The sequence below is a fragment of the Cellulomonas hominis genome (assembly GCF_005239125.1).
Taxonomy (GTDB): Bacteria; Actinomycetota; Actinomycetes; order Actinomycetales; family Cellulomonadaceae; genus Cellulomonas; species Cellulomonas hominis_A.
Map to the genome: position 1 here is coordinate 1 of NZ_SZYE01000194.1, position 7084 is coordinate 7084.

The following is a 7084-nucleotide window of genomic DNA, read 5'->3' on the forward strand; positions in this document are numbered from 1 at the left end:
CGGGCCCGGTGGCGCCGGCGCGGCCGACGCCCTCCGCCTCCCCGTCGCCGAGCCCGTCGGCCGCGCCGACGACGGCCGCCGGGCCGGTGGCGGGCTGGGTCCCCGGCGCCGAGCCCTGCGGGACCGTGCCCGCCGTCGAGCCGCACGACAGCGCCGTGGTCGAGGTCCAGGGCACCGTCGTGCCGGGCACCTTCGACGTGGCCCAGGCGGCGTTCCGCGGCGGCGCGGGCGACACCACGCTGTTCCTGAACCTGCAGACGACGAGCGACCGCCCGGGCGAGCCCGCCGGCGACGGCACCTCCGACCTCCGGGTGCTGCTGCTGGACGACACCGGCACGGTCGTGTTCTGGGACGACCCGGCCCGCGAGCTGCCCCAGGTCGAGTCCACCACCAGCCCCGGCACCTTCTCGCCCTACGGGCTCTACCCGGCCCAGGACTGCCGGACGGGACGACCGCTGTCCGGGACGTTCCGGGTCATCGCGTCGGACGCCGACGAGACGGTCGAGCTGGCGCCCGTGGCGCTGGGCGCCGCGTTCGACGCCGCGACCGCGGCCCGCACGGCCGGGCAGGCCGCCCAGCGGTACCGGGACCGCCCGGTGTGCGGGCAGCCGCTGCCCGACGCGTGGCGGCGCGCCGCCGCGGACCCGGACCTGGCGGTGTCGTTCGGGCCGGAGGGAGCGCCGACCCGGATCGGCGGCGCCGGGCTGCACGTGCCCGTGACCCTGACGGCCACGCGCGTGGGCCTGGAAGGGCTGGTGCCGCAGGGGCTGAGCGCGGTGCTCGTGGACGACGCGGGCACCGTCGTGACGGGACCCGACGGGCTGTCGGTCGCCGGCGGGGCGCTGACGGGGACGCCGTTCGCGGCCGCGCCGGGCGGGACGTTCGCGTCCGAGGTGTTCCAGTGGTGGGCGGGATGCCCCCAGCCGCCCTACGCCCAGCCGTCCGCCGGGGACTACGACCTGTACGTCCTCGACACCGTCCCGGCGACCGACGCCGACGGCCGGACCGCACCGCGCACGGTCGCCGGCGGACCGTTCCGGGTGGCCTTCGACCCGACCTGGTGAGCGGAGGGCGTGGGATTCGAACCCACGAGGACGCCTTTCGACGCCCCAACGGTTTTCAAGACCGTCGCTTTCGGCCGCTCAGCCAGCCCTCCCACGAACGCGGCGACCCTACCAGCGGCCTCAGGGCAGGATCGCGTCCACGTACCCGCCGTCCACCCGGACCGCGCCACCGGTCGTCGCCGCCGCCAGCGGGGACGCGAGGTACACCACCAGGTTCGCGATCTCCTCGGGCTCGATGAGCCGCTGGAGCAGCGACTGGGGCCGGTGGCGCCGCATGAACTCCCGCTGCGCCTCGTCCCACGGCAGCTCCCGGTCGACCAGCGAGTACACGAAGTCCTCGACGCCGCCGGTGTGCGTCGGCCCGGCGATCACCGAGTTGACCGTGACGCCGGTGCCGGCCGCCTCCTTGGCGAAGCCCCGGGACACCGCGAGCAGCGCGGTCTTGGACACCCCGTAGTGGATCATCTCGGTGGGGATGACGACCGCGGAGTCCGAGGCGATGTTCAGCACCCGCCCCCACCCGCGGCCGGTCATCCCGGGCAGGTACGCGCGGGTCAGCCGGACCGCCGCGAGCACGTTGACCTCGAAGTAGCGGCGCCACTCGTCGTCGGTGATCTCCAGGGCCGGGCGGGCCTCGAAGATGCCGAGGTTGTTGACCAGCACGTCGACGTCCGGGACGGCGGCGCGGACCGCGTCGGCGCCCGCGTCGGTGCTGACGTCGCCCGGCGCCGCGACGAACGAGCCGGGCCCGTCGCCGTGCTCCGCGGCCAGCCGCGCGACGGCGGCGTCGACCGAGCCCGCGCCGCGGCCGTTGACGGCCACGCGGGCCCCGGCGCGTGCGAGGCCGGCGGCGATCGCGGCGCCGATGCCCTGGGTGGAACCGGTGACGAGCGCGGTGCGCCCGGTGAGGTCGAGCTGCGTCATGCCCCGACCGTAGGACGGGCCGGCTCAGTCCCGCGAGAGGGGCGGCGCGATCGTGGTCGCCGGGCCGGGACGGTAGACGGCGGCCGGCCGGCCGCGCCCCTCGCTGCGGCGCTCCCCCGTGTCCACGAGCAGGCCCGGGACGGACGTCACCTTGCGGTGGAAGTTCCGGGGGTCGAGCGGCCGCCCCCAGACCGCCTCGTACACGGCGCGCAGCTCGGCGACGGTGAACCGCTCGGCGCAGAACGCCGTCGCGAGCGGCGAGTACTCGAGCTTCGCCCGGGCGCGCTCCACGCCGTCGGCGAGGATGCGCGCGTGGTCGAACGCGAGCTCCGGGCCGGCGACCTCGTCGACCGGCACCCAGGCGGCGGCCGCGGCGTCGGTGCCGGCGGTCGGCTCGGGGAGGTCCGGCGCGAGGACGAGGTGGGCGACGGAGACGACGCGCATCCGCGGGTCGCGGTCGGGGGCGCCGTAGCTGCCCAGCTGCTCGAGGTGCCCGGCCGCCTGCTGCACGCCGGTCTCCTCCTCGAGCTCGCGCGCCGCGGCCTCGTGCAGGTCCTCGTCGGGGCGGACGAAGCCGCCCGGGAGCGCCCACGCCCCGCGCCACGGGTCCTCGCCGCGCCGGACGAGCAGCACGTGCAGGCGGCCGTGCCGCACCGTGAGCACGACGAGGTCGACCGTGACGGCGAACCGCGGCCAGTCGTCGGGTGCGTCCATGCGGGCGATCCTATCTCGTCAAGTTGACGACAATCAGCAGCGCGGCTTATCGTCGTCGTGACGAGAAAGACTGAGGAGGACCCGATGGCCACCATCACCCGCTACCCGTTCCTGCGGCACCTGCGCTCGGCGCCGACCGCGCACGTCGTCCAGCTGCACGGGGGCGCCGTCCGCCGCTCGGGCGCCGGCCTGGCGTTCTGGTTCCGGCCGCTGAGCGCCGTGCTCTCGGAGGTCCCCCTCGACGACCGCGAGCTGCCGCTCGTCGCGCACGCCCGGACGGCGGACCTCCAGGAGGTCACCGTCCAGGTGACGGTGTCGTACCGGTTCACCGACCCCGAGCTCGCGGCGACCCGCCTCGACCTGTCGATCTCGCCGAGCACCGGGGCGTGGAACGGCAACCCGCTGGAGCAGGTCGCCCACCTGCTGGGCGAGCTGACGGCCGGGCACGTGATGGACGCGCTCGCCGGCGTGACGCTGCGGGAGGCGATCTCCTCCGGCGCGGGTCCGCTGCGCGAGCAGGTCACCGCCGCGCTGCTCGCCGACGTCCGGGTGCACGCCACCGGCATCACCGTGCTCGGCGCCCGGGTGCGCTCGGTCCGCGCCGACGCCGACCTCGAGCGGGCGCTGCAGACCCCCGCCCGGGAGGCGGCGCAGGCCGAGGCCGACCGGTCGACCTACGAGCGCCGGGCGCTGGCCGTGGACCGCGAGCGGGCGATCGCCGAGAACGAGCTGGGCAACCGCATCGAGCTCGCCGGCCGGGAGCAGCAGCTCGTCCTGCAGGAGGGCACCAACGCCCGGACCCGCGCCGAGGAGGCAGCGGCGGCGGCGCTCGTCGAGGCCAGGGCCCACGCCGAGCGGCAGGGGGTGCTCGCCGCCGCCGACGCGGACGCCGCCCGGCTCCGGGGCGAGGCCGAGGCCGCCGCCGAGGGCGCGCGGCTCGCCGCCTACGCCGAGGTCCCGCAGGGGGTGCTGCTCGCGCTGGCCGCGAAGGAGCTCGCGGCGCACCTGCCGCAGGTCGGGCAGCTCACGCTGACGCCGGACGTGCTGACCGGGGCGCTGACGGCGCTCGCCGGGCGCGGACCGGTGACCGGGGGCGAGTGACCGTGGCCCTCGCCCCTCGCGCGGTCGTCGTGCACCGGCGCAGCGAGCTCGACGAGCTGGTCGACCGGCACGGCACCCGCGGCCAGGTGGAGTTCTTCCTCCGCACGCGGGGCCGGACGCTCGCCGAGGTGCAGGAGCGGCACGACGCCCTGGCCGACGCGCTCGCCCGGACCCGCGCGGCGATCCCGGTCGACTGGCGGCGCGGCGAGGTCGAGCGCGCCGACCTGCACCGGTTCACCTTCGACCCGGAGGACGTGGTGCTGGTGGTCGGCCCCGACGGGCTGGTCGCCAACACCGCCAAGTACGTCGGGGGGCAGCCGGTCGTCGGCGTCGACCCCGAGCCGGGCCGGAACCCCGGCGTGCTGGTCCGGCACCGCGCCGCGACGGTGCCGGCCGTGCTCGCGGCGGTGGCCGGCGGCCGGGCCCGGGTCGAGCAGCGGGCCCTCGTCCGGGCGGTCGTCGACGACGGCACGCGCCTGGACGCGCTGAACGACGTGTTCGTCGGGCACCGCTCGCACCAGTCGGCGCGCTACCGGCTGCGGGCCGGGGACGCGGTGGAGCGGCAGTCGTCGTCGGGGATCGTCGTCGCGACCGGGACCGGGGCGACGGGCTGGGCGGCGTCGCTGGCCCGCGGCCGGGCCGACGCTCCCCCGCTGCCCGCGCCCGACGCGGCGACCCTGTCCTGGTTCGTCCGGGAGGCCTGGCCGTCGCCGACGACGGGGGCCGAGCTGACGGCGGGGCTGCTGGAGCCCGGCGCCCGGCTGGAGGTCGTGGTCGAGTCGGACGCCCTGGTGGTGTTCGGCGACGGCCTGGAGGCCGACCGGCTCACCGCGACCTGGGGCCAGACGGTCACGCTCGACGTCTCCGAGCGCGGCCTGCACCTCGTCCTCTGACGCGGGGGCGGCGCGGGGTCAGGCCGCGGCGTCCCACCAGCGGTCGGGCAGGCCCGGGGAGACGACCGTCAGGCCGTGGATCGCGGCGACCGAGGCGAGCCGCACGTCGTACGACGCGAACCCCGTGACGTCCGGGTGCGCGAGCGCGACGCCGAGGTGCAGGGAGGCGAACGGCGAGAGCACCGCGGTGGTCATCGCGGCGGCGCCGACGGCCTGGTCGGAGAACCGGACGACCTCGAGCCGCTCGGCGGCGTCGCGGGCGCGCGCGCGGACGTGCGCCGGCGCCGTGGCGGCCGCGTGGCGCAGCTCGCTCAGGGACATCGACGTGACGAGGAGGTCGGCCTCGTGCTGCTCCGCCCACCGCTGCCAGTCCACCGAGTGGTCCGGGAACGGCAGGTAGCGCACCAGCGCCGAGCCGTCGGCGTAGACCCGCACGCCCCGCACTGTAGCGGGGCGCGCGGGCCGGGCCGTCACGCGTGGTTGCGCAGGCGCTCCATCGCGAGCTGCACGAGCGAGATCAGCGTCTGCTTGGTCGCGGTGCGCGAGCGCGCGTCGGTGTAGAGCACCGGCACGTGCGCCGGGATGGCGAGCGCCTCGCGCACGTCCTCCAGGCGGTGCTTGGCGACGCCGTCGAAGCAGTTCACGCCGACGACGAACGGGATGCCGCGCGACTCGAAGTAGTCGACGGCCGGGAAGCACTGGTCGAGCCGGTCGGTGTCCACCAGCACGACCGCGCCGATCGCGCCGCGCACCAGGTCGTCCCACATGAACAGGAACCGGTCCTGGCCCGGGGTGCCGAACAGGTACAGCCACAGCGACCCCGGCAGCGCGATCCGCCCGAAGTCCATCGCGACCGTGGTGGACGTCTTGCGGTCGGACACGCCGCCCGCGTCGTCGACGCCGACCGAGTGCTCGGTCATGGCGGCCTCGGTGTTCAGCGGCTCGATGTCGGAGATCGACCCGATGAACGTCGTCTTGCCGACGGCGAACCCGCCCGCGACCACGATCTTCACGACGGTGGGCGCGGCACCCATCTCACCGGTGTCACCGGCGGGGCGGGCGGTCGGCACGGCAGCGGCCTGGCCGGTGGCCACGGCGTCAGAGGGCGGAAATGCCATTGAGAACACTCTCCAGGACGCTCAGGGACAGGGCGGGCGACTGACCGGTGGTGGTCTCGACCGGGGTGGACGAGTGCACGCGGACGTAGCCCGCGTCCGCCAGGTCGGACACGACGACACGCGTCACGCCCAGGGGGAGGTGCAGCAGCGCGGACAGCTCGGCGATGGAGATGTAGCCGTGCGACGCGTGCTGCAGGATCGCCCGCTTCTCGGGCGTCAGGCCCTGGCCCGAGACGCCGGCCGGCAGCATCTCGACCAGCGCCTCCAGGGGGTAGTCGGACCGCTCGGACCGCACCCGGCCGCCCGTGAGGGCGTACGGGCGGACGGTCCGGGTCTCGAACTCGCTCTCGCTCATCGGCTACCTCACACGGTGGGAGCGCGGGTCGCGCCGTCGACGGGGAGGCTGCCGCGCATCTCGGTGATGAGCTGCGGGGTGAGCGTGGCCTCGGTCCGCGAGACGAGCATCGCCATCTCGTAGCCGATGAGGCCCACGTCGCAGGTGGCGTCGGCGACGACCGCGAGGACGGAGCCGTTCGACACGCTCATCAGGAAGAGGAACAGGTTGTCCATCTCCACGATGGCCTGGCGCACGTCCCCGGCGCGGAGCTGGCGCGCCGCCCCCCGGGTCAGGCTCGACATGCCGGCGACGATCGCCGCGAGCTGGTCGCCGCTGGTGCGGTCGAGCTGCTCGGACATCGCCATGAGCAGACCGTCGGCCGACACCACCAGCGTGTGCCGGGTGCCGGGCACGGTCCGGACGAAGTTGTCCAGGAGCCAGCCGAAGTTGGCTGCCTCGGTGCTGAGGGTGGTCACACATCCTCCTGACGTGATGCAGGCGCGGCTGCGGCTGCGGGGACGGGTGTCACCATGACGGCGACGGCGGGACGGGCTGGGAGTCGGACTCGGTGCGGGGCTGCTCCGGCTCGGCGCCGGTCTGACCCTCGGTGTCCGCGAGGGCGCGACGGCCCCGGCGGCTGCCGGACTGGAAGCTCGACAGGCGGTCGCGCAGGCCGTCGGCGTCACGCGCCGCCGCCCGGCCCGGCTCGGGCTGCGAGATCTCGGGCGCGGCCGGGATGGCCGTCGGCACGCGCCGGGTGAGCGAGCCGCCGGCCGGCACGTCGACCTTGGGCCGGTACGCGGACAGCTGGCTCAGCTCGCTCAACGCCTGCTCCTGGATGTCGGCCCGCAGCGCGAGCATCTGCGCCGCCTCCGCGTCGAGCGCGCCGGGCCGGCGGGGCTGGTCCGCCGCGGGGGCCGCGGCGCCGGTGGG

At 76.1% G+C, this 7084-nt stretch carries 9 protein-coding genes, 1 tRNA gene and 1 pseudogene; 3 read left to right on the top strand and 8 right to left on the bottom strand.

Annotation, left to right across the window (positions count from 1 at the left end):
* Positions 1-1064, top strand: a pseudogene (locus tag FA014_RS16700) (hypothetical protein); the annotation flags it as partial.
* Between the two features lies 1 nt (position 1065).
* Here the strand turns inward: FA014_RS16700 and FA014_RS16705 are convergent.
* The 3 genes from FA014_RS16705 to FA014_RS16715 all read right to left on the bottom strand — a co-directional run bounded on the left by FA014_RS16705 (position 1066) and on the right by FA014_RS16715 (position 2702).
* Positions 1066-1156 (bottom strand) — tRNA-Ser (locus FA014_RS16705).
* 28 nt (positions 1157-1184) lie between these two features.
* On the bottom strand, positions 1185-1988 hold the full coding sequence (locus tag FA014_RS16710; RefSeq protein ID WP_154730774.1) for an SDR family NAD(P)-dependent oxidoreductase: 804 nt from the start codon (positions 1986-1988) through the stop codon (positions 1185-1187).
* Positions 1989-2012: 24 nt separating this feature from the next.
* Positions 2013-2702, bottom strand: a complete 690-nt coding sequence (locus FA014_RS16715; RefSeq protein WP_154730775.1) for an NUDIX hydrolase — start codon at positions 2700-2702, stop codon at positions 2013-2015.
* A gap of 84 nt (positions 2703-2786) precedes the next feature.
* Between FA014_RS16715 and FA014_RS16720 the strand changes: the two genes are divergently transcribed.
* Together FA014_RS16720 and FA014_RS16725 are read left to right on the top strand one after the other, a co-directional pair.
* Complete coding sequence (locus tag FA014_RS16720; protein WP_154730776.1) at positions 2787-3803, top strand: SPFH domain-containing protein; 1017 nt, start codon at positions 2787-2789, stop codon at positions 3801-3803.
* 2 nt (positions 3804-3805) lie between these two features.
* Positions 3806-4696 carry a hypothetical protein gene (locus tag FA014_RS16725; protein WP_154730777.1) on the top strand — a complete coding sequence of 297 codons (891 nt, stop codon included), beginning with the start codon at positions 3806-3808 and terminating at the stop codon, positions 4694-4696.
* A gap of 18 nt (positions 4697-4714) precedes the next feature.
* Here the strand turns inward: FA014_RS16725 and FA014_RS16730 are convergent, their stop codons facing one another.
* The 5 genes from FA014_RS16730 to FA014_RS20170 form a co-directional block, all read right to left on the bottom strand.
* Positions 4715-5131, bottom strand: coding sequence for a PIN domain-containing protein (locus FA014_RS16730; RefSeq protein WP_230323298.1), 417 nt, complete (start codon positions 5129-5131; stop codon positions 4715-4717).
* A gap of 35 nt (positions 5132-5166) precedes the next feature.
* Positions 5167-5814 carry a GTP-binding protein gene (locus tag FA014_RS16735; RefSeq protein WP_374234221.1) on the bottom strand — a complete coding sequence of 216 codons (648 nt, stop codon included), beginning with the start codon at positions 5812-5814 and terminating at the stop codon, positions 5167-5169.
* Positions 5795-6169, bottom strand: coding sequence for a DUF742 domain-containing protein (locus tag FA014_RS16740; protein WP_147794821.1), 375 nt, complete (start codon positions 6167-6169; stop codon positions 5795-5797). The genes FA014_RS16735 and FA014_RS16740 overlap by 20 nt, the downstream gene beginning before the upstream one ends.
* Before the next feature lie 8 nt (positions 6170-6177).
* Positions 6178-6627, bottom strand: a complete 450-nt coding sequence (locus FA014_RS16745) for a roadblock/LC7 domain-containing protein (RefSeq protein WP_147794822.1) — start codon at positions 6625-6627, stop codon at positions 6178-6180.
* Positions 6628-6676: 49 nt separating this feature from the next.
* On the bottom strand, positions 6677-7084 hold a 408-nt coding region (locus FA014_RS20170; protein ID WP_230323300.1), incomplete at its 5' end, for a hypothetical protein.